Source organism: Rhizobium sp. AC27/96 (genome assembly GCF_001692325.1).
Classification (GTDB): Bacteria; Pseudomonadota; Alphaproteobacteria; order Rhizobiales; family Rhizobiaceae; genus Rhizobium.
In genome coordinates this window covers 228,440-253,654 of sequence record NZ_LXKN01000001.1, presented here as the reverse complement: position 1 = coordinate 253,654, position 25,215 = coordinate 228,440, and the positions used below count along the sequence as shown (strand labels likewise).

General features: G+C 61.1%; 23 protein-coding genes. 9 read left to right on the top strand and 14 right to left on the bottom strand.

What is annotated here, in order from left to right; translation table 11 throughout:
* Positions 1–8: 8 nt before the first annotated feature.
* Entirely contained in the window at positions 9–896 is an 888-nt protein-coding gene (locus tag A6U86_RS01260) for a branched-chain amino acid aminotransferase (protein ID WP_068387635.1), read from the bottom strand.
* Positions 897–1,103: 207 nt separating this feature from the next.
* On the opposite strand from A6U86_RS01260, the gene A6U86_RS01255 reads away from it, so the two are divergent.
* From A6U86_RS01255 to zwf, 4 genes are all read left to right on the top strand, one after another.
* The gene (locus A6U86_RS01255) at positions 1,104–2,144 is read left to right on the top strand and encodes a zinc-dependent alcohol dehydrogenase family protein (RefSeq protein ID WP_068385252.1); all 1,041 of its coding nucleotides are present in this window, start codon (positions 1,104–1,106) and stop codon (positions 2,142–2,144) included.
* 334 nt (positions 2,145–2,478) lie between these two features.
* On the top strand, positions 2,479–4,038 hold the full coding sequence (locus A6U86_RS01250) for a TerC family protein (RefSeq protein ID WP_068385249.1): 1,560 nt from the start codon (positions 2,479–2,481) through the stop codon (positions 4,036–4,038).
* Positions 4,039–4,053: 15 nt separating this feature from the next.
* Positions 4,054–4,824: a trans-aconitate 2-methyltransferase gene (gene tam, locus A6U86_RS01245; RefSeq protein WP_068387632.1), complete on the top strand. Its 771-nt coding sequence runs from the start codon at positions 4,054–4,056 to the stop codon at positions 4,822–4,824.
* 165 nt (positions 4,825–4,989) lie between these two features.
* Positions 4,990–6,516 (top strand): glucose-6-phosphate dehydrogenase, encoded by a 1,527-nt coding sequence (gene zwf, locus A6U86_RS01240; protein ID WP_068385246.1) that lies wholly within the window; start codon positions 4,990–4,992, stop codon positions 6,514–6,516.
* 48 nt (positions 6,517–6,564) lie between these two features.
* Here zwf and A6U86_RS01235 read toward each other — a convergent pair whose 3' ends face one another.
* The 3 genes from A6U86_RS01235 to A6U86_RS01225 all read right to left on the bottom strand — a co-directional run bounded on the left by A6U86_RS01235 (position 6,565) and on the right by A6U86_RS01225 (position 9,428).
* Entirely contained in the window at positions 6,565–7,428 is an 864-nt protein-coding gene (locus tag A6U86_RS01235) for a carbon-nitrogen hydrolase family protein (protein WP_068385243.1), read from the bottom strand.
* An 87-nt stretch (positions 7,429–7,515) separates the two neighbouring features.
* Positions 7,516–8,871 (bottom strand): metallophosphoesterase, encoded by a 1,356-nt coding sequence (locus A6U86_RS01230; RefSeq protein WP_068385238.1) that lies wholly within the window; start codon positions 8,869–8,871, stop codon positions 7,516–7,518.
* Positions 8,872–9,029: 158 nt separating this feature from the next.
* A complete protein-coding gene (locus tag A6U86_RS01225) occupies positions 9,030–9,428 on the bottom strand; it encodes a hypothetical protein (protein ID WP_068385235.1) in 399 nt (132 codons plus the stop codon).
* A gap of 216 nt (positions 9,429–9,644) precedes the next feature.
* Between A6U86_RS01225 and A6U86_RS01220 the strand changes: the two genes are divergently transcribed.
* Entirely contained in the window at positions 9,645–11,168 is a 1,524-nt protein-coding gene (locus A6U86_RS01220; RefSeq protein WP_068385232.1) for a helicase HerA-like C-terminal domain-containing protein, read from the top strand.
* A gap of 128 nt (positions 11,169–11,296) precedes the next feature.
* On the opposite strand, the gene A6U86_RS01215 is transcribed toward A6U86_RS01220, so the two are convergent.
* Both A6U86_RS01215 and A6U86_RS01210 read right to left on the bottom strand, forming a co-directional pair.
* A complete protein-coding gene (locus A6U86_RS01215; protein ID WP_068385229.1) occupies positions 11,297–12,073 on the bottom strand; it encodes a VOC family protein in 777 nt (258 codons plus the stop codon).
* A 221-nt stretch (positions 12,074–12,294) separates the two neighbouring features.
* Positions 12,295–13,020, bottom strand: coding sequence for a thioredoxin family protein (locus A6U86_RS01210; RefSeq protein WP_068385226.1), 726 nt, complete (start codon positions 13,018–13,020; stop codon positions 12,295–12,297).
* Positions 13,021–13,092: 72 nt separating this feature from the next.
* On the opposite strand from A6U86_RS01210, the gene A6U86_RS01205 reads away from it, so the two are divergent.
* The gene (locus tag A6U86_RS01205; RefSeq protein ID WP_068385223.1) at positions 13,093–13,539 is read left to right on the top strand and encodes a MarR family winged helix-turn-helix transcriptional regulator; all 447 of its coding nucleotides are present in this window, start codon (positions 13,093–13,095) and stop codon (positions 13,537–13,539) included.
* A 6-nt stretch (positions 13,540–13,545) separates the two neighbouring features.
* Here the strand turns inward: A6U86_RS01205 and A6U86_RS01200 are convergent, their stop codons facing one another.
* The 3 genes from A6U86_RS01200 to A6U86_RS01190 all read right to left on the bottom strand — a co-directional run bounded on the left by A6U86_RS01200 (position 13,546) and on the right by A6U86_RS01190 (position 15,187).
* A complete protein-coding gene (locus A6U86_RS01200) occupies positions 13,546–14,295 on the bottom strand; it encodes an RES family NAD+ phosphorylase (RefSeq protein ID WP_068385220.1) in 750 nt (249 codons plus the stop codon).
* Positions 14,255–14,638 carry an MbcA/ParS/Xre antitoxin family protein gene (locus A6U86_RS01195; RefSeq protein WP_068385217.1) on the bottom strand — a complete coding sequence of 128 codons (384 nt, stop codon included), beginning with the start codon at positions 14,636–14,638 and terminating at the stop codon, positions 14,255–14,257. The genes A6U86_RS01200 and A6U86_RS01195 overlap by 41 nt, the downstream gene beginning before the upstream one ends.
* 126 nt (positions 14,639–14,764) lie before the next feature.
* The gene (locus A6U86_RS01190) at positions 14,765–15,187 is read right to left on the bottom strand and encodes an organic hydroperoxide resistance protein (RefSeq protein WP_068385214.1); all 423 of its coding nucleotides are present in this window, start codon (positions 15,185–15,187) and stop codon (positions 14,765–14,767) included.
* Between the two features lie 134 nt (positions 15,188–15,321).
* Here A6U86_RS01190 and A6U86_RS01185 point away from each other — a divergent pair, with 134 nt between their 5' ends.
* Positions 15,322–15,786 (top strand): MarR family winged helix-turn-helix transcriptional regulator, encoded by a 465-nt coding sequence (locus A6U86_RS01185; protein ID WP_068385211.1) that lies wholly within the window; start codon positions 15,322–15,324, stop codon positions 15,784–15,786.
* A gap of 70 nt (positions 15,787–15,856) precedes the next feature.
* On the opposite strand, the gene A6U86_RS01180 is transcribed toward A6U86_RS01185, so the two are convergent.
* Positions 15,857–16,588 carry a L,D-transpeptidase gene (locus A6U86_RS01180; protein WP_068385208.1) on the bottom strand — a complete coding sequence of 244 codons (732 nt, stop codon included), beginning with the start codon at positions 16,586–16,588 and terminating at the stop codon, positions 15,857–15,859.
* Positions 16,589–16,749: 161 nt separating this feature from the next.
* On the bottom strand, positions 16,750–17,556 hold the full coding sequence (locus tag A6U86_RS01175; RefSeq protein ID WP_068385204.1) for a L,D-transpeptidase: 807 nt from the start codon (positions 17,554–17,556) through the stop codon (positions 16,750–16,752).
* Between the two features lie 156 nt (positions 17,557–17,712).
* On the opposite strand from A6U86_RS01175, the gene A6U86_RS01170 reads away from it, so the two are divergent.
* Entirely contained in the window at positions 17,713–19,065 is a 1,353-nt protein-coding gene (locus tag A6U86_RS01170) for a methylmalonyl-CoA mutase family protein (protein WP_068385201.1), read from the top strand.
* Between the two features lie 253 nt (positions 19,066–19,318).
* Positions 19,319–21,451: a methylmalonyl-CoA mutase gene (gene scpA, locus A6U86_RS01165; protein WP_068385198.1), complete on the top strand. Its 2,133-nt coding sequence runs from the start codon at positions 19,319–19,321 to the stop codon at positions 21,449–21,451.
* A 17-nt stretch (positions 21,452–21,468) separates the two neighbouring features.
* Here the strand turns inward: scpA and A6U86_RS01160 are convergent, their stop codons facing one another.
* The 3 genes from A6U86_RS01160 to A6U86_RS01150 all read right to left on the bottom strand — a co-directional run bounded on the left by A6U86_RS01160 (position 21,469) and on the right by A6U86_RS01150 (position 25,192).
* On the bottom strand, positions 21,469–22,455 hold the full coding sequence (locus tag A6U86_RS01160; RefSeq protein ID WP_068385196.1) for a S9 family peptidase: 987 nt from the start codon (positions 22,453–22,455) through the stop codon (positions 21,469–21,471).
* Between the two features lie 89 nt (positions 22,456–22,544).
* A complete protein-coding gene (locus A6U86_RS01155) occupies positions 22,545–24,182 on the bottom strand; it encodes a cisplatin damage response ATP-dependent DNA ligase (protein WP_068385195.1) in 1,638 nt (545 codons plus the stop codon).
* The gene (locus A6U86_RS01150) at positions 24,182–25,192 is read right to left on the bottom strand and encodes a ligase-associated DNA damage response exonuclease (protein ID WP_068385194.1); all 1,011 of its coding nucleotides are present in this window, start codon (positions 25,190–25,192) and stop codon (positions 24,182–24,184) included. The genes A6U86_RS01155 and A6U86_RS01150 overlap by 1 nt, the downstream gene beginning before the upstream one ends.
* Between the last annotated feature and the right edge of the window lie 23 nt (positions 25,193–25,215).

The window sequence follows — 25,215 nt, the reverse complement described above, 5'->3', positions numbered from 1 at the left end:
GCCGACGACTATTCTTCGCTGGCGCTGCGTCCGTGCGCCCAATCCATGTAAAGCTCCAGGGCCTTGCGGGCGACCGGACCCTCCTGGAATTCGCGACCATCCAGACGATTGACGCTGACGACCTTGGAATAATTGCCCGTCGTGAAGATCTCGTCGGCGGAGAGGAACTGTTCGACGGACAGAGTCTCCTCGCGCACGTCGAAGCCTTCCTGGCGCAGGAGGCCGATGACGCGGGCGCGGGTGATGCCGGCGAGGAAAGTGCGGTTGGCGACCGGCGTATAGACAATGCCATCCTTGACCATGAAGACGTTGGAGGATGCGGTCTCGACGACATTGCCGTTCATGTCGCGCACCAGCGCATTGTTGAAGCCGCGGGCGCGGGCTTCGAGGATCATGCGGCCGCTATTGGGATAGAGCGAGCCCGCCTTGGCGTCGGTCATCGCCGTTTCCGGCGACGGGCGGCGGAAGGGCGAGACCGTCAGCGTGATGCCGCCGGTGCCGCCGAGCGGCGCTTCGAACAGGCAGAGGGCAAAGCGTGTCGATTCCACATCGACGGCCACGACGCTTCCGGGTGAACCATGCTCCCCCCAATACATCGGCTTGATGTAGAGCGGCGTCTTGCCGTCGAACTTCTTGATGCCCTCCCAGGCGAGCGCCTCGATTTCCTCGGCGGTCTTGAGCGCCTTCAGCCCCATGGCGACGGCCGAGCGATTGATACGCTGGCAATGGAGATCGAGGTCGGGCGCGATGCCATCGAACCAGCGCGCACCGTCGAACACCGTCGAGCCAAGCCACATGGCGTGCGAGGTCGGCCCGATCAGCGGCGGGTTGCCGGAGAGCCATTCTCCTTCGACATAGGTCCAGGTGGTGGTGCGGGGCGACGTATCGACGACCATGGTGGTTTCCTCTCTCAACTGGCGAGAAGCAAATAACCGCACAATCTCAGGGTCAAGCAGAAACAGCGCGGCAGAATCCATTTGCAACAAAGCGCCTGATATCGCATTCATAGCGCAATTTTCATGCGCCGAAACAACAACTTGACGAATGAGTCCATCAGGAAAAATGATGGACCGGACAGACGTCAGGAAACAGCGAGAACTCCCATGAAAGCCATGTATTACGAGTCCTTCCAGGCAACGCCCGAGATCCGCACCTTGGCCGACCCGACGCCTGACGAGGACGGTGTCGTCATCGCCGTCGGCGCGAGCGGGCTCTGCCGCAGCGACTGGCATGGCTGGATGGGACATGACGCGGATATCAAGTTGCCGCATGTGCCGGGCCACGAGCTTGCCGGCAAGGTGGTGGCGACCGGTCGCGGCGTCATGCGCTTCAAGGTCGGCGATCGCGTCACCGTTCCCTTCGTGTCAGGCTGTGGCCATTGCGCCGAATGCCATTCCGGCAACCAGCAGGTCTGCCCAAGCCAGTTCCAGCCCGGCTTTACCCATTGGGGTTCTTTTGCCGAATATGTTGCCATCGATTATGCCGACACCAACCTCGTGCACCTGCCCGAGACCGTGGACGATGCGACCGCGGCAAGCCTCGGTTGCCGTTTCGCCACCTCTTTCCGTGCCGTCGCTGACCAGGCGAAGACGCGGCCCGGCGAATGGATCGCCGTGCACGGCTGCGGCGGCGTCGGCCTGTCTGCCATCATGATCGCCAGCGCGCTTGGCGCGAATGCAATCGCCGTCGACATATCCGACGAGAAGCTCGCCTTCGCGCGCGAGTGCGGCGCCGTGGCGACGATAAACGCAACCAGCGTCGCCGATGTCGCGGAAGCCGTGCGTGAGATCAGCAAGGGCGGCGCGCATGTCTCGATCGATGCGCTCGGCCACCCCGCCACCTGCTTCAACTCCATCAAGAACCTGCGCCGGCGCGGCCGGCATGTGCAGGTCGGCCTGATGCTCGGCGACTATGCGACACCGCAGATACCGATGGCGCAGGTCATCGGCCATGAGCTTGAAATCTATGGCAGCCACGGCATGCAGGCCTGGCGCTACGATGCCATGCTCGACATGCTGGCAGCCGGGAAGATCGCACCGCAGAAGCTCATTGGCCGCAGGATAAGCCTGGAAGAGGCCGTTCCAACGCTGATGGCATTGGATAAGGCCGAAGGCACCGGGATCAGCGTCATCACGCAATTTTGAACTCGCGCGTTCGGGCATGATGCGGCCCTATCCGCGCGCCAACGGGCGGAAATGCCGAGCAAGAAAGCGTCTTCGAAAAAATGTCATGCAACTTGGGTAGATTGATCTTCCCAATGCACTTGCGCAAATGCCGTTTCGTGTCCAGATTGCCGCCCATGCCCGATAGCGAGCCTTATAGTTCCAGTTCCAGGAAAGCCGACCCGATTGGTCTGAGCGATCCGGATAGCGATGGCTGTACCAGCCGCGCTTCAGCATTGGCGCGCGGCATATCATCCGAAAAACTGAAGGAAAGAATTGGCAGGCCTACCACGGCCGGCGCCAAGCTTAGCAATTAATGGTCTTCGACTGGCTATCCGACCCGTCCGCCTGGATTGGTCTTGCTACCCTGATCGTGCTCGAGATTGTTCTCGGCATCGACAATCTCGTGTTCATCGCAATCCTTGCCGACAAGCTGCCGCCGCACCAGCGCGATGCCGCGCGCATGATCGGCCTGGCGCTGGCGCTTATCATCCGCCTGGCGCTGCTCGCCTCGATTTCCTGGGTGGTGACGCTGACGGCGCCGCTGGTTTCCCTCTGGGGCGTCGACCTCTCCGGACGCGACCTCATTCTGATCCTCGGCGGACTGTTCCTGCTGTTCAAGGGCACGATGGAGCTGCATGAGCGGCTGGAAGGCCACGAGGCACAGGGCGAAAAGAAGCTCGTTCACGCTGTCTTCTGGCAGGTCATCGTCCAGATCGTCGTGCTCGACGCCATCTTCTCGCTCGACAGTGTCATCACCGCTGTCGGCATGGTGCAGGAACTCTCAGTGATGATGGTCGCCGTGATCTTCGCGGTCGGCGTCATGCTGTTCCTCTCGAAGCCGCTGATGGCCTTCGTCTCAAAGCACCCGACCGTCGTCATCCTCTGCCTCGGCTTCCTGATGATGATCGGCTTCTCGCTTGTCGTCGAAGGCTTCGGCTTCCATGTGCCGAAGGGCTATCTCTATGCGGCAATCGGCTTCTCGGTCATCATCGAAACGCTGAACCAGCTTGCCCGCCACAACAAGGAACGGCTGATCACGCCGACCAACATCCGCAACCGCACCGCCGATGCCGTGCTCAGTCTTCTTGGCGCGAAACGTCCACAGAGCGCACTTGGCGAAGCGAGCGAGCGAACCGCTGAGCAAGCGGTGAACGAGGCCGTATTCTCGACGGAAGAGAAGGACATGATCCACGGCGTGCTAACACTTGCCGACCGCTCGGCCCGTTCGATCATGACGCCGCGCACCGATATCGTCTGGCTCGATCTCGACAAGCCGCGCGAAGAGCAGCAGCGCCGCGTGATCGAGATCGGCCATTCGCGCTTTCCCGTCGTGCGCGGAAGCCTCGACGATTTTGTCGGCATCGCCAGCGCGCGCGACGTCATGCGCGACCTGCAGCAGAATGGCGAAATAGACCTGCAGCGCTCCATCCGCCAGCCGCTTGCCGTGCATGAAAGCATCAATGTGTTGAAGCTGATGGAGCGGCTGCGCCAGTCGAACCAGGGCATGGCTCTGGTTCTCGACGAGTATGGCGAAATCGAAGGGCTGGTGACGACGACGGACCTGCTCGAGGCGATCGCCGGTGAATTCCCCGACGAGGACAATGAGCCGCTGACCATGGACAAAGGCGAGGACGGATCGCTGACGGTCGACGGCTGGATCGACATTCGCCACCTCTCGAAGCTTGTCGGTATCGATCTCGTCGACGAGGCCGATCGCTATTCGACGCTGGCCGGTTTCATTCTGTGGGGCCTTGGCCATTTGCCGCATGAGGGCGAAAGCTTCAACTCTGGCCGACTCGCCTTCGAAGTGGTCAAACTCAACGGCCGAAATATCGACAAGGTTCGGATCCAACCGATGGAATACGCAATCTAGGAAGAGGATATGCTCATGGCATGGTCTGCTGGCCAATATGTGAAATTCGAGGATGAACGCACGCGCCCGGCGCGCGATCTCTTGGCGCAAGTGCCGCTGGAACGTATCGAACGAGCAATCGACCTTGGTTGCGGCCCCGGCAACTCGACCGAGCTGATCGCCGAGCGCTATGGCGCTGCCGGCGTTTCCGGTCTCGACAGCGACGACAACATGCTGGAAGCAGCCCGCAAACGCATGCCCGGCACGAGTTTCGAAAAGGCCGACCTTGCGACGTGGCGTCCCGATGGACCTGTCGACCTGCTTTTTGCCAATGCCGTCTTTCAATGGCTGCCCGGCCATCTGGAGATCTTCGATCATCTGATGGACGCTCTCAAGCCCGGCGGCGTGCTTGCCGTCCAGATGCCTGACAATCTGACCGAGCTCAGCCATGTGATGATGGAGGAGACTGCAAAAAATGGCCCCTGGAGCGATGCCTTTGCCAGGAAGAGCGTGCGCCGCAATCCCCTTCCCTCGCCCTCGGTCTATTACAACAGGCTGATCGGCAAGTCGGCGCGTGTCGATATCTGGCACACCAACTACAATCACGCGCTGGAGAATGCGGCGGCCATCGTCGAATGGGTGAAGGCCACGGGCCTGCGTCCCTATCTCGATCACGCCGGAGCCGAGCATCGCGACGCTTTCACGGCCGAATATCTGAAGCGCATCGAACAGGCCTATCCGCCGCTCGTGGATGGCAAAGTGCTGCTGCGCTTCCCGCGGCTCTTCCTCATTGCCGTGAAGAAATAGACACTCTACCCATCACTAAAATCACGCTGACGGCGGCACGTCGATCCCATCGACAACCGGCGTCGGCCCGCGCTAGAACAACGACAGCCAAAGCTGAAACAGGTCCGAGGAGATATCCATGTCGACCAGAAGCCCGATGTGTGCCCGCACAATGGAGAAGCGCTCATGACCACCCCTGATGTCGCACCCGCACCGCCGCTGACTTTCGTGATCTTCGGCGCCGCCGGCGATCTGACCCGGCGTCTGCTGATCCCGACGCTGATCAACATGACGCGCAGTGGTCTCGTCGGAGAGGATCTCCATATCCTCGGCATCGGTATCGAGCCCGGTGGCGTCGACATGCTGCTGGAGCGGCTGGAATCGTTTCTGAAAACCTCCGGCGACATGGAAGAGCCGGACCGGCAGGCGGCATGGCAGAGCCTGCGCAAGCGCATCAGCTACATCTCCGGCGACTTCACCCAGAATGCCGTCTACAAGGAAATCGCCGACCACCTTTCGAAGGCGCCTAGCGCCAATGCGGCCTTCTATTTTGCGGTGCCGCCGCAGTTCTTTGGCGACATCGCCGAGAAGCTTTCCGAAAACGGATTGACCAACGAGGCCACAGGCGCATTCCGCCGCATCGCGATCGAAAAGCCTTTCGGCCACGATCTTGCCTCGGCACAGGCGCTGAATGCGCGGCTGCTCAACCATGTGGCGGAAAGCCAGATCTACCGCATCGACCATTTCCTCGGCAAGGAAACGGTGCAGAACATCATGACGACGCGCTTTGCCAACATGATGATCGAGGCGCTCTGGAACAATAATTACATCGACCACGTGCAGATCACCGCCGCCGAACTGGTGGATGTCGGCACGCGCGGCAAATTCTACGACGCGACCGGCGCTTTGCGCGATATGGTGCCGAACCATCTCTTCCAACTGCTGGCGATGGTGGCAATGGAGCCGCCGAACAGCTTCGATGCGGAAGCGATCCGCAACGAGAAGGGCAAGGTTCTGAAGGCTTTGCGCCATTATTCCCGCGAAGATGCGGTCAAGAATGGCGTTCGCGGTGCATATACCGCCGGCCCGATCGCCGGCAGGGATCTGCCGGCCTTCACCCAGACCGCCGACGTTTCGCCTGACAGCAGCACCGAGACTTTCGTGGCAGTGAAGCTGTTTGTCGATACATGGCGCTGGGCCGGCGTGCCCTTTTACCTGCGCACCGGCAAGGCAATGAAGGCGCGCGATACGGAAGTGGTCATCACCTTCCGGCAGGTGCCCTTCGCACAGTTCCCCCGCAATGCCCACGCCTCCAGCCCCGAGCTGCCGCCGAACAGGCTCATCATCCAGGTGCAGCCCGACGAAGGGCTCGACATGGAAATCTCGATCAAATCACCGGGGCTCGTCCTGAAGACGGCGCCGGTGTCGCTCGATTTCCGCTATGCCGACCGTTTCGACATCGGCAAGCAGACGGGCTACGAGAGCCTGTTCTACGAACTTTTCGTCGGCGACCAGACGCTGTTCCAGCGCGCCGACGGCATCGAGGCCGGCTGGGCAGCGGTGCAGCCCTTCCTCGACCTCTGGGCCGAGGGCGGCAAGCCCGATCCTTACGCGCCCGGCAGCATGGGCCCGGCCTGCGCCGACGACCTCATCGAACGCGACGGCCGCAAATGGCATCAGCCGGATGAGAAACTGGGCGGCAAGAAGGTTTGAAGCTGAAAAGGGCCGGTATCGATGGATGCCGGCCCGCCGATCTGGTTTCTAATCGACCAGCCCGTACAAGATCCGCTCTGCACGATGCGCTTCCAGAACAGCAGCGAAGAAGCGGTCTTGTTCCGGGTCATCGGCAAGTGCATTGCTGGTGAAGCCGGCTTCGTGGCGTGTGGCTTGACCGCCCATATAGCCGCCGCGCTCGATCCAGAGGCTTGGATAGTCCTGGCTCTGCCGGCAGGAATTGGAAGAGCTTATCGCATAGAGATATTGCCTGCCATAAGCCTGCATCATTGCCGGGATGGTGTGGGTCTCGTTCTTGTCGCGGCCCTGTCCATCGGCACAAGCGGAATGAAACACCAGCTCGACGCGTCCCTCATAGTCTCGCCAGAGCTCGGGATAGCTCCAATCCCGGCAGATGAGAAAGCCGCAAGAAACACCCTCAATATCGACGGTAAGCTGACGACGGCCCAATTCGAAAGCACGCAAATCATTGGCCGAGCAGCAACGCTTGTCGTAGCGACCGGCAAGGTTACCATCACGATCCAGGACATAGACGGAGTTGAACTTTTTGCCGGTGATCTCATCGGGATGAACGCTGCCGATCACGACCCAGAGGCGGTGCGTCCGCGCGGCTGATTTTACGGCTTCAAGCGCGGATTGGAGAGCCACCCAATCGAAGCCGCTCCAATCAGGCCAATTGGCCGAACCATAGCCGGATAGAGCACATTCCGGGAAATGAGCGACGTCCGCGCCCGCCTTCGCCGCCGCTTCTATCAGCGACAGGATGTGCGTCGTATTCGCTGCAATGTCATAGCCCACAGGGAACTGGCAGGTCGCAACGCGCAACCGCTCCGGCGCCCCGACAGCTGACGGCCGCTTGTGCCAAGTATAGGCACCATCCCATTTCGCCATGCCAACGATCTCCTGCCCGCGACTCGATCACACAGGGAGTTTAGCAGAATCCGCAACGGCGACAGAAAGCGCACGCATGTGATGGCGCTAGCTTTCGTATCCAATCTGGACAGCCAAGCTACTCCCCATGAAGGGCCGATCCGCCGGGCCGCCCTGACCATGTCCCACGCTCCATTGGCCTGGCCAAATCATCTCTTCGAGGCCGGTCGCGGAGGCTCCGCGGAATGAATTCCATCTGTCATCACCATGCATGCGATAGAGCATGCCACCGGGTCCCATGCCGGCGTGCAGGGCGATGTCGATATCGAAAGGCTGGCCGGGGGGCAGATTGGGTCCGAACCAATAGTGTGGGCTGCGTCCGGGCTTGCGGCCGAGGATCAAGGTCAAGGTCTGGCGTGGACCGCGCAGGCCCAGCCAGAGCGGGGCGATGATTTGGGGGTCGAAGGCGGAAAAGAGCGTTTGCGCCGGCGCATGCGCCTTTTCGGCCACTAGCCCGGCAATCCGCAATTCGACGATATTATTTGAGCCTTTGAAGCCGGAGAAGGCGGCAGCATGCGACCCATGCGGCAGGCTCCTCCAGTTCTCGGCTGATTTGAAAGGCCATTGCAGCTGCTCGCGGACCGCACCCTCGGTATCGAGCACCTGATAGCGAAGCCCCTCCGCATCGAGTGCTGCCTGAATGCAATGGAGATATTCCACCCCTTCGGGCATTCGATGCGCAGTTCCCGCCCCCGCTGTGCAAAGCTGGAGGACGCCGCGATGCACCTGAACGTCGAAGGCAAGGATATGGCTGCAGACATAGGCAAGAACACCGGCCTCAACCAGAATATCCCAAAATTTCCCGGCATATTCGGGACCGATTTCGCGTTGATAGGCGCCGGAAAAACCGTTCACCGGGAAGACGGGATGATGGCCGAGGACGATCTTGTGCCTGACGTCGGCATGCGCTTTGAGCGTCGCCTCCAGCCATTCCGTCTCGACATGCCCTTCGCCGCCAAGGCCGGTCCATAGGGTATTCACGAAAACCAGCAGAAGACCGCCGTGGCGGACCCAGTAGGACAGTCCCTCCTGCCCCGGCGGCCCGTTTTCCGGCAGTTGCAAGACTTCGCGGAAAACCTGCTCGCTCATCTCGTCATAGGTCGTGTGATTGCCAGTGGTGTGCCAGATCGGTGTCGCCTGCCGGTCGAACCATGCCATCTCCTGGTCAAGCCAATGCCGCCATTGCGCCCGAAGCGCCTCCGGATCGGCCGTCAGCCCAATGATCTCGTCGCCCGGAAACAGGATGAATTCAGGCGGCGGATCGAGCCGGCGCAGGACAGAGTTGACGGCAGCGAAAGTACCTTCATGCAGGGCGCCCGAAACACCGGAACAGGAATCGCCGTACAGCACGAAACGATGGCCCGGCCCTCTCGGCAAAAGGGAGGGAATAGGATTGACGGACACTTAGCAATCTCTCCAAAAGCAACGGCCCTCGCTCCACAGAGGATGGCGAAGGCCGGAAGACATGAAGATTAAATTATCGCTCGCTGGCGGTGCCTCGCTAAATCCACGGGCCGCTGGCGGCTGGCCTCCCCGAACTTTCCGGAAAGGCCTTATTCGCCTCAGAGGAACTGATGCAGGCCCGGGACCGAGTTGACGACCTGGTCAACCACTTCGTCGCCGGCATGCTGGCGGGCGGTCGCGATCGTTTCCTTGGCGAGCGAGGTGATCTCGCCCATGCTGAGGCCGCTGCTCATCAGCTGCTGACCAAGCGCCATGAGGCCGCCGCCACCGCCAACTGCGCTGAGAAGGCCGCCGAGCAGACCACCGCCGCCCGTGCTGCCCTCGCCATTATACTGGGCAACGAGATCGGTGGCGCCCGGAATCGCCTGGATCATCTTGGTAACGGGGCCATCGGGTGCCTCGCGTTGCAGAAAGCCAAGGATCATGCCGACGGCCTTCTCTGCGAGATCAGGAGCAATGCCGGCTTTGGTTGCGATCTGGTCAATAACTTCGTTCACTTTGGCCTCCTGCCTTTATAACGTTAACGTCAACGTAACTGAACGGGGCAACCGACACAAGCCGTGCCGGACCTCGTTATACTACCAGAAGCATAAGCATCACGCGAATGGTTGTCCCCGTTCAAGTCAGTTCTTATAACAGTGTCAGGACAAATCGATGAATGGCCCTGGCGACCTTCAAGGTTGCCGTGCCGCCGCCCAGAGGGAGACGACACCATGCCGCAGCAGGACGGACAGATTTTCGTCGGCGCCAGCCGGAATCCGGACGAAAGCATCAACAAGGAGGAATTCCTGACGCTGAAATTCGGCAACCGTCACGGCCTCGTGACCGGCGCGACCGGCACCGGCAAGACCGTGACGCTGCAGGTGCTGGCGGAGGGATTTTCCAAGGCCGGCGTGCCCGTCTTCTGCGCGGATATCAAGGGCGACCTCTCGGGCATTGCCGCCAAGGGCGAGCCCAAGGATTTCCTCTTGAAGCGTGCCGAGGAAATCGGCCTGAAGCCCTATGAGTTCGAGCAATTTCCAGTGATCTTCTGGGACATCTACGGCGAAAAGGGCCATCGCGTCCGCGCCACCATCGCCGAGATGGGGCCGCTGCTGCTTTCGCGGTTGATGGATGCCTCCGAGGCGCAGGAAGGCGTGCTCAACATCGCCTTCAAGATCGCCGATGAAAATGGCCTGGCGCTGCTCGACTTCAAGGACTTCCAGGCGCTGCTGAACTACATGGGTGAGAATGCCAGCGAGCTTTCCAACAAATACGGCCTGATCTCCAAGACCTCCGTCGGCTCATTGCAGCGATCGCTCTTGGTGCTGGAGCAGCAGGGAGCCGAAAACTTCTTTGGTGAGCCGGCGCTGAAAATCTCCGACATCATGCGCGTCACCAACAACGGCTACGGGCAGGTGTCGGTGCTTGCCGCCGACAAGCTGATGATGAACCCGCGCCTCTACGCCACCTTCCTGCTCTGGCTGCTCTCCGAACTCTTCGAGGAGCTGCCCGAAGTCGGTGACCCTGAAAAGCCAAGGCTGGTTTTCTTCTTCGATGAGGCGCATCTGCTCTTCAACGATGCGCCGAAGGTGCTGATCGAGCGCGTCGAGCAGGTCGTGCGCCTGATCCGCTCCAAGGGCGTCGGCGTCTATTTCGTCACGCAAAATCCGCTCGACGTGCCGGAAACCGTGCTGGCGCAGCTCGGCAACCGCGTGCAGCATGCCCTGCGCGCCTATACGCCGCGCGAGCAGAAGGCGGTGCAGACAGCCGCCGACACGTTCCGCCCCAACCCGGCTTTCAAGACCGCCGATATCATCACCACGCTCGGCACCGGCGAAGCGCTGGTATCCATGCTCGAAGGCAAGGGTGCGCCCTCGATCGTCGAGCGCACCTTGATCCGGCCGCCATCCGGGCGCATCGGTCCCCTGACCGATGCCGAACGCCAGGCCGTCATCAATGCCAGCCCGGTCGCCGGCCTCTATGATCAGACCATCGATCGCGAATCTGCCTACGAGATCCTCGCGGCGCGCGCCAGCAAGGCGGCCGATGAGGCAGCAACCAAGGAAGGTGGCTCCAGCACCGGCGGCTGGACGCTCCCCGGTTTCGGCGGCGACAGCAAACCGGCAGGCCGCGGCCGCTCGGGCTATCAGCGCGAGACGATCCTGGAAGCAACGATGAAGAGCATGGCGCGTACGGTCGCCACGCAGGTTGGTCGTGCGCTGGTGCGGGGAATTCTCGGCAGCCTGAAGCGGTAAATTGACACCTCCCCCTTGAGGGGGGAGGTCGCGGCAAAGCCGCGAGTGGGGGTGACACGCCGCGAATTTGGAGATCACCCCACCCCGGCCCTATGGGCCGACCCTCCCCCTCAAGGGGAGGGTGAAGATCAGCGCACCGGCGCGACCAGAGAGAAAAATGCACCCTGCGGGTCGGTAGCCTGGACGATCCAGCTGCCGCCGGGAACTTCCATGGGGCCATTGACGATCGTGCCACCACCTTCGGTGATCCGCGTGATCGCCGCATCGATGGCCGGCACGTTGATATAGAAATTCCAGGCCGGCACCGGCATTTCAGCCGGCTTGGTCATGATGCCGCCGAAGTCGCGGTCGCCGATCTTGAAGATCTTGTATTTGCCCATCGGGCCCATGTCGAAATCGGAGCTCGATTCCCAGCCGAACATCTCGCAATAGAAATCGAAAGCCTTCGGGCCGTCGCCGGCATAGAGCTCGTGCCAGCCGAAATAGCCGGGGGTGGCAGGTGCTGCCTGCTCCCAATCCTGACCCGGCAACGGCGTGAACAGGCAGAAGGCGGCGCCATAGGGATCGGCAACCACGGCGAAGCGGCCAACACCTGGAATATCGGTCGGCTCGCGGTAGAGCTTGCCGCCCTTGGCAACAACGGTCTTTGCGGCCTCATCGACGCTGGGAACGCCGATATAGCCGGTCCAGCAGGGTGGCGTGCCCATGGCTTTCGCTTCCTCGGGCAAAATCATCAACCCGGCGACCGGACCTGCGCCGGCGCTGAACAGCGTGTAGTCCATGCCGACTTCCGGCATGCCCGCATCGGCTGCATCCCAGCCGACAACCTTGCGGTAGAAAGCTTCTGCCGCCGCCATATCCGACGTCATCAGCTCGTACCAGACAAAATATCCCTTCTCAGCCATCGAATCTCTCTCCCTATTGTGATTGTGGCAGTCGTCTGTCTCGGCCTGCGCCTGATATCGGCACAGGCGCATCATCGCCGATAAAAGTGACGGCCAAGCGATGGTCAATCGACCGATCCGTCCGTGACCCGGCAAGCAGGCGCCAGTCTATAACTAGGCACGAAGCGCGATAATTCGACCCCTAGGCTCCCATGGCGTGGATTCAGTAGTTCCCACCGGGATCAATGGCAGCAGGAATCCGCCTTAGCCGCGTCCTCATATTCGTCATGGCGCCGGACGAAATTCATCGTGCTGCTTTCGTTGCGTCCCTTCGGGGCGCGATCGAGGATCATCAAGGTGCCGATCAACTCTTCCGGGCCACGGGCATAGCTCGAATAGGTGTGGAAGACATTGCCGGCATCGTCCTTGTAGAAGGCGCTGAGGCCGGGAAGCTCGTCAAATCCTTCGGCCGAATCCATGGGCGTGAAATTGTAGAAGACCGTCTCGCCGGCGAGCTGCTCCTTCGAGAAGGAGACGTGATAATCGAAGTTGAAGTCGCTGCCGAAGGACGAGACCCAGGGGAAACGCCAGCCCATGCGCTTTTTGTAGGCTTCCACCTTGTCGAGCGGGGCGCGGGATGCGGCTATCAGCGTAACGTCATGATGATTGAGATGCGGAAGTGCGCCATCGAGATGATCGGCAAGGAAAGAGCAGCCGGTGCAGCCGGCATCCCAATCCGGGCCGAGCATGAAATGATAGACGATCAGTTGGTGGCGGCCATCAAAGAGCTCCGCAAGCGACTTCCTGCCCGCAGGCGTATCGAAGGCATAGTCCTTGTCCACCTTCACCCATGGCAGAGCCAAGCGCTCGGCATTGACGCGATCGCGCAGATGCGTCGCCTCCTTTTCGCTGGCAAGCAATTGCCGACGGGCCTCCAGCCATACGTCTCTGGAAACGATCTGGTTCATTGTCAGCGCCCTCCTCCGGCGTACCAACTCCCAAAATCTTGACAAATACATTGATATCAATATTAATTAACCATGTCAAACACAGTACAAGTCCCCTTTGAAACCACCCTGCTTGTGCGCGACACCTGCCTATGCCTGCATGTGCAGCGTGCCGCACGCGCCCTGGCTCGTCGCTTCGATGAAGCGCTGAGACCGTTTGGACTGACCAACGGCCAGTTTTCCCTGATGATGTCCCTGAATAGACCAATGCCCGCATCCATGGGCTCGGTTACGGCGCTGCTTGCGATGGACCAGACGACGCTGACTGCCGCCCTGAAACCGCTGGAGCGACGCGGGTGGGTAAATATCGTGCCCAATCCTAAGGATCGCCGCGCTCGCCTTCTCAGCCTCACACCTTCGGGTCAAGCGGCTCTTGCCGCGGCCGTACCCACGTGGAAGCTGACGCATGCGGCGCTGGAAGAGCGGCTGCCCGATGGCAACGGCGACCGCTTGCGCCGCGATCTGGCAATGCTGCTCTGAAGGCTGTTACGACAGCCGGGGATCGTTGCCGAAATCCTGCCTTTCGAAGCCGATGCGGCGCCTGGGAAATTCGCAGAGTGCCTGAACGCCGGCTCGTGACAGGCGGATGCGCCAAGTTTGGCGTTCCACAGGTTCGCGCGCAGCAAAAGCCTTGGCGGTCAAAAGGGCGATGTTCCTGCCGCCCTGGGGATCCCGCACGGAGCGATAGAGGATAGCCTCGCCCCCTCCCGCTCGCGCCGCCTCGGCAAGCGACTGGCATGCTTCGTAGTTGATCGGATCGGTCCACTGCTGCCGGTCACGATCCAATGGGGGGCTCGTCAGGTCGATTGCCTGTTTGGTGGCGATGGCAACGGCAAAGGCTGTGTATTCCGCCGCGTTACCGGGCAAGGGCGTATCCGGGGAATCGCGGAAGAACAGCAGCCGATAGAAGCTCATCTCGGCCAGCGCCGTTTCCACCTGCTCTGAGGCATAGAAAACACCGAGCGTGCGGCCCGCACGCCGAAAACGGGAGCCGTGCGGATAGGTTGCACCATAGCGAAAGGGCGTCGCCAGCAGATAGTCGAGACCGGCGCATTCCGGCGGCAAGACCGGCTTGCTCTCCTCCAGAAGCGTTTCGAGAAGCGCCTGCTCCTCCAGCGTATCGACCAGCTTCAGAGTGGAGACCTGATGCTGCGATTCCACCAGCCGCCAATAGCGGCCGGAAATGACCCTCGTTTCAGATGAGAGCGCGGCGGGCGTCCAGATAGGCAAGGACATCGGTCAATCCGGAAATCGAGGTGATCTTGTCTTGGGGTGCTGCGCCAAGGGCGAGATTGCTGTTGCGCAGCCACTGGCGCGCCACGGCCTCGTCGCCGCCAACGATGGCGTCGAGCGAGCGAAACAGGCGAACGAAGAGCACGCCGAGTTCAAAGGGCTTGCTGTCGCGCTCCAGAAGATGATCCTGCCGCTTCATGCGCGAGACCGTAGCCTCCGAAACGCCGATGACGGCGGCCAGTATGCGGGCATTCAATCCCAGCCGCTCGGCAGCATTGACCACCGCCTTGGTGATGACAACAGCCTCACCAGGATTTGCATGACTCAATATTTGGGTTTTCGCCATAGCCATATCCTTTCCTTGGAAAACATATAGCATATTTCTTGCAAAGGAAAAGGAGCGGCGAGTAAAAAGCTCACCGCTCCCGATCTATTCTTGCCGCCTTTTCAGGCAGCAGGGCGAAGTTCCGTCTTAGGCGACGGTAACAGGCACTTCGGTCGAGGTGCGCATGGCGTGGCTGTAGGGGCACACGATGTGAGCAGCGGCGGCAAGCTTTTCAGCTTCGGCCTTGTCCATACCAGGAATGTGAACCGAGAGGGCCACGTCGATGCCGAAGCCGCCGCCGTCTTCACGCGGGCCGATGCCGACCGTTACGGTGACCTTGGTGTCTTCCGGAACCTTGACCTTCTGCTGACCTGCGACAAATTTCAAAGCGCCGAGGAAGCAGGCGGAATAGCCGGCAGCAAAGAGCTGCTCAGGGTTGGTGCCGGTGGCGCCATCGCCGCCAAGTTCCTTCGGAACAGTCAGCGTGACGTCGAGAACGCCATTTTCGGAAACAGCGCGGCCGGCGCGGCCACCCGTGGCAGAAGCTTTGGTGGTGTAGAGAATAGGCATGTCATGTCTCCCTTCGGTTTGGATGATTATTGTATATATCACGATTTAATCGTGCGCAACATATATTTTTTGCAATTTGATTTTGCAAATTGAATTTGTGACAATGCCGGCAACAAGAAAATGGCGGAGCAGCAATGACAGACAATGTGAATGGGCAAACCATCATCCCGGATGAGGAAAAGCGGCTCGAAAGGCAGCTTTGCTTTGCCGTTTACAGCGCTGCGCATGCTTTCAACCGCGCCTACAAGCCGATCCTCGATCGGGTTGGCCTCACCTATCCGCAATATCTCGTGATGCTCGTCCTATGGGAAAAAGGCAGCCTGTCGGTCAAGGTCATCGGCGAAAAGCTCGATCTCGATTCCGGCACGCTTTCGCCTCTTCTGAAGCGATTGGAGCAGGCAGGCCTGATCGGCCGCGCACGCGATCCAAGGGATGAGCGTCAGGTGATTGTCTCACTCACGGAAAAGGGCAGCGGCATGCAATGCCAGGTCGACACGATCATGGGCGCCATCGGCCAGGCTACCGGCTGCGACATGGCCGAAATCGCCAATCTGCGCGACCAGTTGCGGCGGCTGAAGGTCAATCTGGCCGCCGAATAAAGCTGGCAAAATCGGGACAACAAAAAGGGCGCCGTATTCGGGCGCCCTTTCATATTGCAATGACGCGATCTTACGTCGTCACGAGGATCGGCGCGCGTTCGGGAACGCGATCATAGAGATCGATGACGTCCTGGTTGAGCAGACGGACGCAGCCGGAGGAAACGGCCTTGCCGATGGAGCGCCATTCCGGATTGCCGTGCAGGCGGTAAAGCGAATCCTGCTTGTCTTCGAAGATGTAGAGCGCACGAGCGCCGAGCGGGTTCTTCAAGCCCGGATCCATGCCGCCATTGGCGATGGAGTATTTGACCAGTTCCGGCTGGCGCGCGACCATTTCATCCGGCGGGTTCCAGCGCGGCCACTTCTTGCGCCATTGAATGACGCCGCGGCCCTGCCAGGCAAAGCCTTCGCGGCCGACGCCGATGCCGTAACGCATCGCCGTGCCACCCTGTTCGGTGACGTAAAGCATGCGCTGCGTGGTGTTGACGATGACGCTACCCGGCGCTTCGCCTGTCGGATCAACAACGCGCTGACGATAGAAGCGCGGATCAATCTGCTGATAGGGAACGGCTGGAACATGGAAGCCGCCGTCGTCCACGGCCGCATAGATCACCGCCGGATCGGGTTGCTCGCCGTCATAGCTGGAGAACCAGGTACGGAACGGCCTGGGCGAGCCGCTGTATTGCACCGGGCTCACGACGGAACCGCTATTGACGGTGGAGGCACAGCCGGCGAGCGTCGTGACGGCGCCGATGCTAGCAAGGGTGAGGAAATTTCGTCGGGATAGTGATGGAGGCACGCTCATGTCGACAGCATCGTTCCTATTGAAGGGGAAGCAAGAACCCGAGACAAACAGGCTGATTCGGCTCCCCGGAGGTTCGCAGAGACAGGAGCGAAACTAAAGAGCGCAGCCGCGTCCCGCTATCGCACTTATGCAACATCACGAAAATTTGTGGTAAATTAGCACTACAAAACGACAATTTCGGCTTTGTCCGGCACTCGGTTGTAGAGATCTATCACGTCCTGGTTGAGCATGCGCACGCAGCCGGACGAAGCCGCCCTGCCGATCGACTGCCAATCCGGCGTCCCGTGAACACGGTAAAGCGTGTCCTTGCCATTCTGATAGATATAGAGAGCGCGCGCACCGAGCGGATTGGTCGGCCCCGGATTCATGCCGCCGCGCTCGGCCGACAGTGGTCTCATTTGCGGCTCGCGGGAAACCATTTCGGCCGGCGGCGTCCAGCGCGGCCATTTCTGCTTCCACTGGATCACGCCCTTGCCATGCCAGGCATAACCTGCGGCACCGAGGCCCACGCCATAGCGCATGGCCTTGCCGCCCGGCTCTATAAGATAGAGGTAGTGGTTTCTGGTATCGACGACGATCGTGCCGGGCCGCTCGCTGCTCGTGTAGTCCACTTCCTGACGCAGGAAGCGCGGATCGATGCGCTTGTAGGGAATGGCCGGCAGCGTGAAGTCGTCTTCGCTTCGCTGCGCATACATGGCCTGATGCACCGGGTTGAAGGTCGGCAGACCATAGGTCTGGTGGAATTGCGTGCGGAAGAGATCACGAGATTGCGGCACGGGCTGCACCGGCAGGCGGTGCACTCTCTGTGGATCGATGCCCTCCGGGCGGTAAAACACCGGCGTCGTGTCCTGCACGAAGCGATCCGGATCGGTCGCACCTGTATCCGGAATGATGCTGCAGGCGGACAAACCAGCCAAGGCGGCCGCGGCAAGCAGGCGACGGGAAACGGGCAGCAGATCGGCCATCATCGAAAACCATTTGGAACACAGATCGGGTCGGCGCCATCATGGCGGATGCGGCTGGAGCGAAGCTGGCGTCGGCAGCGAAGATATTGCGCGGATTGAGCAAACTTCTGTTTTCCCTCGCGGCATCATGGGCTAGACCATTGCGAGACGGAGGATGGCATGAATATCGACAGTCTCGACCCGAGCATCTTCGACCAGACCGATCGCAAGACCTGGCTGAAGTTGGTGGAACGGGCGCTGAAGGGCAAAGATTTCCAGGAAACGCTGGTATCGCAAACCGACGACGGCATTGCGATCGAACCGCTCTACGAGCGCCGACCAGACTATCCGCCTTTATCGCGCAAGCGGACCGATATCCCTTGGACCCTTACCCAGCGCATGGACGATCCCGACAGGGATCGCGCTCTGCGGCAGCTCGACGACGATCTTGCCAACGGTGCGAGCGGCATTTGTATCGTCTCCCCTCAATCCGCCTCTGGCTTTGGCACGGGAACCAGCATCGACACGCCGGCATTTGCCCAGAGAATCGCTGACGCGCTATCCGGCAAGACCATCTCGCTGCGCCTCGATGGCTTCACCACTGATGCGACGGCGACTTTGAGCACTGCGCTGAAAGCCAACCCGCCGACGGCGATGCATCTTGGCCTCGACGCTTTTTCAGTGGGTGACGTGCAAGCCGATGTAGTGGAAAGCATCCGCCGTTCCTCCGAGCAGAAGGTGCCTGGCACCATCGTCAACGCAGACGGCCGCGCCGTCCACAATGCCGGCGGAACCGAAGCGCAGGAACTGGCCATCATGGCCGCGAGCCTTGCGGGCCATCTGCGCCTGCTGGATGCGGCGGGACTTTCTCCGCAAGCAGCGCTGGCGGCGGTGAGCCTTTGCCTTTCGGCTGACCAGAATCAATTCACCACCATGGCCAAGATCCGCGCGGCACGATTGATATTCGGCCGCATCGCCGAGGCCTGTGGCGTCTCCGATCCCAAGCCCGCGCACCTCTTCGTCGAAACCAGCTATCGCATGCTTACGAGGCTCGATCCGGAGACGAACACGCTGCGCAACACCATCGCGGTCTTTGCCGCCGGCACCAGCGGCGCAGATGAAATCGCGGTGCTGCCGCACAGCCTGGCGCATGGCATTCCCGATCCGCTGGCCCGGCGGCTGGCGCGCAACACACAGACAATCCTCATCGCCGAAAGCCATCTTGATCACGTCATAGATCCCGCCGCCGGCGCTGGCGGCATCGAGGCGCTGACCGATGCACTGGCCGAACGGGCGTGGGAAATCTTTACCGGCGTCGAGCGCAATGGCGGCTTGGCAAAGGTGATCGCCAGCGGCCAACTGGCGGCGATGGTTGCCGCGGCATGTGCAAGCCGCATTACCAAGCCCATTGTTGGATCCACCTTGTTTGCGATGAAGACGGAGCGGCCGGTCGAGATCCTGGATCCGCCGGGTCCAGTTGTGGGCGGCATGGGGCTGACACCACTACGGCTGGATGAGGGAGTGGGGGCATGATCTTGTTTGTCGAATCTGCCGTGCGCGCAGTACCCCCCTCTGTCGCTTTCGCGACATCTCCCCCACAAGGGGGGAGATCGTTGGGAGCACGTCGCTCTCTCCACAACAGTATACAACGCCGTTCCAGCTGGCTGAATACCAATTTGGCGCAAATGCACGCCACAGGTTACCGATCTCCCCCCTTGTGGGGGAGATGTCACGAAGTGACAGAGGGGGGTAACGCACAAGCAGCACTCACGGAGGTATCGGCTCCATGACCAGGATTCCCGACTTCGCCAATATCCCCTGGGCAAAGCCGCAAACCAAGGCGGCGGTGACGGATGCGCTGGCCTGGGACACCCCGGAAGGCATCGCCGTCAAGCGTCGCTATGACGAACGCGATCTCGCCGGCCTGCATTTCCTTGATACCCATCCAGGCGCCGCACCTTTCCTGCGCGGCCCCTACCCGACAATGTATGTCCAGCAACCCTGGACCATTAGGCAGTATGCCGGATTTTCCACGGCCGAGGAGTCCAACGCCTTCTATCGCCGCAACCTCGCGGCCGGGCAGAAGGGTCTCTCCGTCGCCTTCGACCTTGCCACCCACCGCGGTTACGACAGCGATCACCCACGCGTGGCGGGTGATGTCGGCATGGCAGGCGTGGCGATCGATTCCATTCTCGACATGCGCCAGCTCTTCGACGGCATACCGCTCGACGAGATGAGCGTGTCCATGACCATGAACGGCGCGGTGCTGCCGGTCATGGCGCTCTATATCGTCGCGGGCGAGGAACAGGGCGTTTCCGAGGACAAGCTGTCGGGCACGATCCAGAACGACATCCTCAAGGAGTTCATGGTCCGCAACACCTACATCTATCCGCCACAGCCTTCGATGCGGATCGTTTCGGACATTTTCAGCTATACCAGCCAGCGCATGCCGAAGTTCAACTCGATCTCGATTTCCGGCTATCACATGCAGGAGGCCGGAGCGAGCGCCGATCTGGAGCTGGCCTACACGATCGCCGACGGCATAGAATATGCGCGGGCCGGCGTCGCGGCCGGGATGGATATCGATAGTTTCGCGCCTCGCCTTTCCTTCTTCTGGGCAGTCGGCATGAACTTCTTCATGGAAGTCGCCAAGATGCGCGCGGGCCGGCTGATCTGGGCTGCGCTGATGCAGAAGAATTTCGCGCCGAAAGACCAGAAGTCCCTGGCGCTCAGGACTCACAGCCAGACCTCCGGCTGGTCGCTGACGGCACAGGACCCGATGAACAACATCATCCGCACCATGGTCGAGGCCATGGCAGCGACGCAGGGGCATACACAATCACTCCACACCAATTCCTTCGACGAAGCCTTGGCATTGCCGACCGACCATTCGGCCCGCATCGCCCGCAACACGCAGATCCTGCTGCAGAAGGAATCCGGCACGACAGGCATCATCGACCCCTGGGGCGGTTCGGCCTATGTCGAGCGCCTGACCCATGACCTCGCTGCCCGCGCCCTTTCGCATATCGAGGAGGTCGAGGCGCTCGGCGGCATGGCAAAGGCGATCGAGAAGGGTATTCCGAAGCTTCGCATCGAAGAGGCCTCGGCACGCACGCAAGCGCGCATCGACAGCGGCCATCAGATCCTCGTCGGCATCAACTTTTCCAAGCCGGAAAAGGACATCGAAGTCGACGTGCTGAAGGTCGACAATTCCGAGGTGCGCGCCCGGCAGCTCTCGAAACTGCAGCAATTGAAGGGCACGCGCGAGACCACTGCGGTGGAAGCTGCCCTCGATGCCCTGACGGATGCCGCACGCAACGGCACCGGCAATCTGCTCGACTTCGCCGTGAAGGCGGCACGCGCAAGGGCAACGGTCGGTGAAATCTCACTGGCGATGGAAAAGGCCTTTGGCCGCCATGTCGCTGTCATCAGAACCATTTCGGGCGTCTATCGCCAGGAGGTCGGCGATGCCGACCCGGTCTTCAACAAGGCAGTCGCCAAGGTCGAAGCCTTCCGCAAGGCGCGCGGCGAAAAGCCCCGCATTCTCATCGCGAAGATGGGCCAGGACGGGCACGATCGCGGCCAGAAAGTCATCGCAACGGCATTCGCCGATCTCGGCTTCGACGTCATCGTCGGCGCGATGTTCCAGACGCCGGAAGAAGTGGCGGATGTCGCCGTCCGGGAAGGCGTCGATATCCTCGGTGCATCCTCGCTTGCGGCCGGGCATCTGACATTGGTACCGGAATTGAAGGAAGCCCTGTTGCGCCGCCATGCCGGCAACGTTCTGATCGCCGTTGGCGGCGTCATCCCGCCCCAGGATTTCGCAGCACTGGAGGCAGCCGGCGCAGACGCGATTTTCCCGCCGGGAACCGTGATCGCGCAAGCGGCGGCGGCATTGATCGACAGGCTGATGGCATAGCAGCAGCCGGGCAGCCGTTACGCGGCTACGCTCTTGAAGAACTGGATGCTTTGCTCGATCTCGCCCGGCAGAGCGGAATTATGGCTGCCCTGCACCGTCGCCATCTCTATCTTCACTCCGCTCGCCGTCGCCCGCTTGGCAAGCAGAGCCAGCCGCGAGTCGAAGTGGGCTTCCTCGGTACCGTGGAACAGCTTCATCGGGCTTCTGAAACTGTGCGCATAGCAGAGCGGCGAACGCATCTGGAACTCGCGCGGGTTCTTGGTGTTGAACCGGATGTCCTCCGGATAGCGGCTGAAGAAGGCATAGGCATCGGGATTGCCCGAGATCGGAGCAACCGCCCGGAAACGCTTGGTCGACATGGCCGCCAACATGGCCAGCGTGCCCCCGATGCTATGTCCGGCGAGAAACATGCGATGCGGATCGACACCGGGCAGATGCCGCAGGCGGTTGGAGGCAGCCAGCACGTCGGCCACTTCATCGTAAAAACCCGAGAAGTTGCCCTTCTGGCCATTTTCACCCCGCATGGAGGGGATCATGACGACATAGCCTGCTTCGACATAGGGCTTCATCAGTTGCCAATGACCTTGACCGATGGCGTTGCCGCCATGCAGGAAAAGCACCGCCGGCTTCGGCGTGCGCGTGCGCTCGTAGCGGGAAACCCAGGCGACAAGCTCCAATTGTGCGCCAAGACCGCTGCGATAGAAAAGCTGATCCGCGGTCGGTGGCGTCACCAACTGTTCGTAGATATCCGGCGCGGGGCCCTTGCTAAGCAGATCCGTCTTGAAGAGATAGCGCTCCTTGCGGTAGTCGCCCGACATCAGCGGCGGCGCATCCGAAGCCTTTTCATCGCCCCTCGGAACGACCGGCTTGCTATCGGCCGGCTTGCTGCCAACGGTGCTGTCATCAGCCGCTCTCACAATGTTGGGCGCGAAAAGCGTGGCCGCCAGACCGGCCAGAACGCGGCGTCGATTGGGACGGAATATATTGTCGTCAGACATGGTCATAGGCTTTGTCCAAATATCCCGGCGCAGCTCAAATCTGCATGGATTGAAAGGCAAGGCCAACTCACATTCTAGTGAGGAATCGCCCGCGCCTATTCATCAACAGCGGGAGCCTTCGCGTCAATCAGCGCGATCAAAGTTTCCAGCCTATCCGCCTCATAGGGCGGCTTATCCGGCCGCAGCCGGGCGATACGGGGAAAACGCATCGCAACACCGGATTTATGGCGGGTCGAGCGATTGATGCCCTCGAAGGCAACTTCGAGGACGAAGCCGAAATCGCGATCGGCGCGCACCGCCCGCACCGGACCAAAGCGGTCGACCGTGTTGTTACGCACGAACTTGTCGAGCACTTCGAGCTCGGCATCGGTGAAACCGAAATAGGCCTTGCCGACGGGCACCAGCTGTTCGCCTTCCGGCGTCACCGACCAGACGCCAAAGGTGAAATCGGAATAATAGCTGGAGCGCTTGCCGTGACCACGCTGTGCATACATCAGCACCGCATCGACATTGTAGGGGTCGCGCTTCCATTTGAACCATGGCCCCTTGGCCCGGCCGGCGAGATAGGCGCTGTCACGCCGCTTGATCATCACGCCCTCGATCACCGGATCGGGCGGCGAGGAGCGCAGCCGGTCGAGTTCATCCCAGGACGTGAAATCGACAAGGGGCGACAGATCGAAGCGGTCGTGGGGCGCTGTCTCGACGATCTCAGTCAGCCGCTGGCGTCGGTCGAGAAAGCCCCGGCCGCGCACATCCTCCTCGCGGTCGAACAGAAGATCGTAGGCTCGGATGAAGGCAGGAAACTCCTCCAGCATCTTCGCTGTGACCGTCTTGCGGTTGAGGCGCTGCTGCAGATCCGAGAAGCTGCGCGTCGCGCTGTTGGAGCGCACGGTGCCACCGACCAGCAGCTCGCCATCCATGACGCCTTCGAAGCTCATCGCATCGACGATATCGGGAAAGGCGCCGGAGATATCGTCGCCGGAGCGGGAATAGAGCTTGCTCGTGGAACCGGAGCGCGAAAGCTGGACGCGGATGCCGTCCCATTTCCATTCGGCCACGAAGTCTTGCGGTTCCAGCCCATCGAGATCACCAGGCTCGACCGGATTGGCGAGCATGACGGAATGGAAGATCGCCGGCGTCGCCAGCACCGGTCGCTCTCCCCGCCCCTCAAGCCATTGGAACAGGCTTTCATAAGGTGGCTGCAAGCCATGCCACAGCGTTTCGATTTCGGTCACATCCTTGCCGCTGAGCTCGGCCAGCGCCTGCTTGGCGAGCCGGGCCGATACGCCGATGCGCAGGGCGCCGGTCGCGAGCTTGAGGAAGGCGAAGCGACCCGACGTATCCAGTTGGTCGAGCAAATCGCGGACGAAACCGCGGACTTCAGTGCGCCCCAGCGCATTCATGCGGCCGATAACCTCGCCGAGCCGCGGCTGTTCGGCAGGAGAACGCTCGATATCGCTTTCCTTGTCCCAGACCAGCGAGATGGTCTCGGCGAGATCGCCGACATAGTCATAGGAATAGCGGAACAGCACATCGTCCATGCGCTCCAGCACAAGCTCGCGCAGCAAGGCGGGCTTGACGTTGCGCACCTCCAGCGTGCCGGCGATGGCGGCAAGGCCATAACCACGATCGGGATCGGGCGTGTCGCGGAAATAGTCGGTCAGCAGCTTCAGCTTACCGTTACGGCTCGGCGTCAGCACCAGGCGGTCGAGGAGATCGGCAAAGGCTTTCATCAATCGCCCTCGTCTTCATAGCCGATGAGATGCAAGGGCTTGGCCGCGATGCCCTGCAGCTCGCACCAGCGCACCAGCGCTTCCTCGCGGCCGTGGGTGACCCAGACCTCGGCCGGCTTCAACTCGGAAATCGTCTCGGTCAGCTCCGGCCAGTCGCAATGGTCCGATATGACCAGCGGCAGCTCGACGCCGAGCTGTTTGGCGCGCTGGCGCACCATCATCCAGCCGGAGGCGAAGGCCGGCAACGGATCGTGAAACCGCCTCGCCCAGCGGTCCTGGAAAGCAGACGGCGGGCCGACGACGACGGCGCCCTGGAAGATCGACTGATCGCGGCTTTCCACCGTTGCCGGCCGCAATTCGCCAAGCGCGATACCCTGGCTGATATAGTAGTCGCACAAGGTCTCGAGCGCGCCGTGAATATAGATCGGCTTGTCATAGCCGGCATCGCGCAGCAGCCGGATGACGCGCTGCGCCTTGCCGAGTGCATAGGCGCCAATCATATGGGTCCGCTCGGGGAACTGGCGAAGGGACGCCAGAAGCTTCCGTGTCTCGGCCATCGGATCGGGATGATGGAACACCGGCAACCCGAAGGTAGCCTCGGTGATGAAGACGTCGCAGGGAACAGGCACATAGGCCGCACAGGTCGGATCGGGCCGGCGCTTGTAATCGCCTGACACGACGATCCGCAGTCCGTCCTTCTCCACCGCGATCTGCGCCGAGCCGAGAACATGGCCCGCCGGATGGAAGGACACTTTCACCCCGTTGATCGTCACCTCCTCGCCGAAGTCGGCTGCCTGCTCCGATCCTGCAAAATCAGCGCCATAGCGAATGCGCATGATATCCAGGGTCTGGCGTGTGGCGAGCACACGGGCATGGCCCGAGCGGGCATGGTCGGAATGGCCATGCGTTATCAGCGCACGCTCGACCGGCTGCACGGGGTCGATATAGAAGCCGCCGATCGGACAGAACAATCCTTCAGGCGCGGGATAAAGCAGTTGCTCCGGTCTCATGATTCAAGAGGATAGCGCGATTT

Coding starts and splice junctions, on each gene's coding strand:
- A6U86_RS01260 (WP_068387635.1), bottom strand. CDS start 896: ATGGTCGTCGATACGTCGCCCCGCACCACCACCTGGACCTATGTCGAA.
- A6U86_RS01255 (WP_068385252.1), top strand. CDS start 1,104: ATGAAAGCCATGTATTACGAGTCCTTCCAGGCAACGCCCGAGATCCGC.
- A6U86_RS01250 (WP_068385249.1), top strand. CDS start 2,479: ATGGTCTTCGACTGGCTATCCGACCCGTCCGCCTGGATTGGTCTTGCT.
- tam (WP_068387632.1), top strand. CDS start 4,054: ATGGCATGGTCTGCTGGCCAATATGTGAAATTCGAGGATGAACGCACG.
- zwf (WP_068385246.1), top strand. CDS start 4,990: ATGACCACCCCTGATGTCGCACCCGCACCGCCGCTGACTTTCGTGATC.
- A6U86_RS01235 (WP_068385243.1), bottom strand. CDS start 7,428: ATGGCGAAATGGGATGGTGCCTATACTTGGCACAAGCGGCCGTCAGCT.
- A6U86_RS01220 (WP_068385232.1), top strand. CDS start 9,645: ATGCCGCAGCAGGACGGACAGATTTTCGTCGGCGCCAGCCGGAATCCG.
- A6U86_RS01215 (WP_068385229.1), bottom strand. CDS start 12,073: ATGGCTGAGAAGGGATATTTTGTCTGGTACGAGCTGATGACGTCGGAT.
- A6U86_RS01210 (WP_068385226.1), bottom strand. CDS start 13,020: ATGAACCAGATCGTTTCCAGAGACGTATGGCTGGAGGCCCGTCGGCAA.
- A6U86_RS01205 (WP_068385223.1), top strand. CDS start 13,093: ATGTCAAACACAGTACAAGTCCCCTTTGAAACCACCCTGCTTGTGCGC.
- A6U86_RS01200 (WP_068385220.1), bottom strand. CDS start 14,295: ATGTCCTTGCCTATCTGGACGCCCGCCGCGCTCTCATCTGAAACGAGG.
- A6U86_RS01195 (WP_068385217.1), bottom strand. CDS start 14,638: ATGGCGAAAACCCAAATATTGAGTCATGCAAATCCTGGTGAGGCTGTT.
- A6U86_RS01190 (WP_068385214.1), bottom strand. CDS start 15,187: ATGCCTATTCTCTACACCACCAAAGCTTCTGCCACGGGTGGCCGCGCC.
- A6U86_RS01185 (WP_068385211.1), top strand. CDS start 15,322: ATGACAGACAATGTGAATGGGCAAACCATCATCCCGGATGAGGAAAAG.
- A6U86_RS01180 (WP_068385208.1), bottom strand. CDS start 16,588: ATGAGCGTGCCTCCATCACTATCCCGACGAAATTTCCTCACCCTTGCT.
- A6U86_RS01175 (WP_068385204.1), bottom strand. CDS start 17,556: ATGATGGCCGATCTGCTGCCCGTTTCCCGTCGCCTGCTTGCCGCGGCC.
- A6U86_RS01170 (WP_068385201.1), top strand. CDS start 17,713: ATGAATATCGACAGTCTCGACCCGAGCATCTTCGACCAGACCGATCGC.
- scpA (WP_068385198.1), top strand. CDS start 19,319: ATGACCAGGATTCCCGACTTCGCCAATATCCCCTGGGCAAAGCCGCAA.
- A6U86_RS01160 (WP_068385196.1), bottom strand. CDS start 22,455: ATGACCATGTCTGACGACAATATATTCCGTCCCAATCGACGCCGCGTT.
- A6U86_RS01155 (WP_068385195.1), bottom strand. CDS start 24,182: ATGAAAGCCTTTGCCGATCTCCTCGACCGCCTGGTGCTGACGCCGAGC.
- A6U86_RS01150 (WP_068385194.1), bottom strand. CDS start 25,192: ATGAGACCGGAGCAACTGCTTTATCCCGCGCCTGAAGGATTGTTCTGT.